Annotated in this window: 1 protein-coding gene; it reads left to right on the forward strand. The window is 68.9% G+C overall.

The features are described from left to right. A partial coding sequence (locus tag VR44_RS08875; protein ID WP_045946855.1) for an APC family permease occupies nucleotides 1-1,491 on the forward strand: 1,491 nt, incomplete at both ends.

A 1,491-nucleotide genomic window follows, 5' to 3' on the forward strand; every position in this document is an offset into this window, starting at 1 on the left:
CGGCCGCCGACGCCACCGCCCACATGGTGGAGAACCCGCACCTCACCAGCACCCTGCACGGCCACGAGGTGCTGATCACCCTGATCCTGATCGCGCTGCTCGGCGGCGTCTTCCTCAAGGGGTTCAGCGAGGCCATCGGCGTCGCCGTGGTCCTGGTCTCCACCTACCTCGCCCTGAACGTCGTCGTCGTGGCGGTCGGGCTGTGGAACGTGTTCACGGAGCCGCAGGTCGTCACGGACTGGACGAGCGCGCTGACCGCCGAGCACGGCAACGTGTTCATGATGATCGCCATCGCGCTCGTCGTCTTCCCCAAGCTCGCGCTCGGCCTCTCCGGCTTCGAGACCGGTGTGGCGGTCATGCCGCACGTCCAGGGCGACCCGTCGGACACCGAGGAGAAGCCCGCCGGCCGGATCCGCGGTGCCAAGAAGCTGCTCACCACGGCCGCCGTGATCATGAGCGTCTTCCTGATCTGCTCCAGCCTCGTCACCACCCTGCTGATCCCGGCGGCCAAGTTCCAGCCGGGCGGTGAGGCCAACGGCCGCGCCCTCGCCTACCTCGCCCACGAATACCTGGGCTCCGCCTTCGGCACGGTCTACGACGTCTCGACCATCTGCATCCTGTGGTTCGCGGGCGCCTCGGCCATGGCCGGCCTGCTCAACCTGATGCCGCGCTACCTGCCCCGCTACGGCAAGGCCCTGCACTGGGCCCGCGCCCTGCGCCCCATGGTGATCGTCTTCACCCTGATCGCCTTCCTGGTGACCTGGCTCTTCAACGCCGACGTCGACGCCCAGGGCGGCGCCTACGCCACCGGCGTCCTGGTCCTGATCACCTCGGCGGCGGTCGCCGTGACCATCGCCGCCCGCCGGGCGGGGGAGCGGGGCTGGACCATCGGCTTCGGGATCATCTCCGCCGTCTTCATCTACACCACCGCGATCAACGTCGCCGAGCGCCCCGACGGCGTGAAGATCGGCGCCTGCTTCATCGGCGGAATCATGGCGCTCTCGCTCCTTTCGCGCCTGGCCCGGGTCTTCGAGCTGCGCGTCACGCACATCGAGTTCGACGACATGGCCGAGCGGTTCATCCGCGACACCGCCAACCGCACGATCCGGTTCATCGCCAACGAGCCCGACAGCCGGGATCTGGAGGAGTACCGGCAGAAGAAGGCGCAGATCCGCGCCGACAACGACATCCCGGCCGAGGACGACGTCATGTTCGTCGAGGTCACCGTCCTGGACGCCTCCGAATTCGAGTCCGGCATGCGGGTGCGCGGCGAAGTCCTCCACGGCCGCTACCGCGTGCTGACCCTGGAGAGCTCCAGCATCCCCAACGCCCTCGCCGCCCTCCTCCTCCACGTCCGCGACGAGACCGGCCAGCGGCCCCACATCTACTTCGAGTGGACCGAGGGCAACCCGATGGCCAACTTCTTCCGGTTCTTCCTCTTCGGCCAGGGCGAGGTCGCCCCGGTCACCCGCGAGGTCATCCGCGAGGCCG

The sequence above is a fragment of the Streptomyces katrae genome (assembly GCF_000966975.1).
GTDB lineage: Bacteria > Actinomycetota > Actinomycetes > Streptomycetales > Streptomycetaceae > Streptomyces > Streptomyces katrae.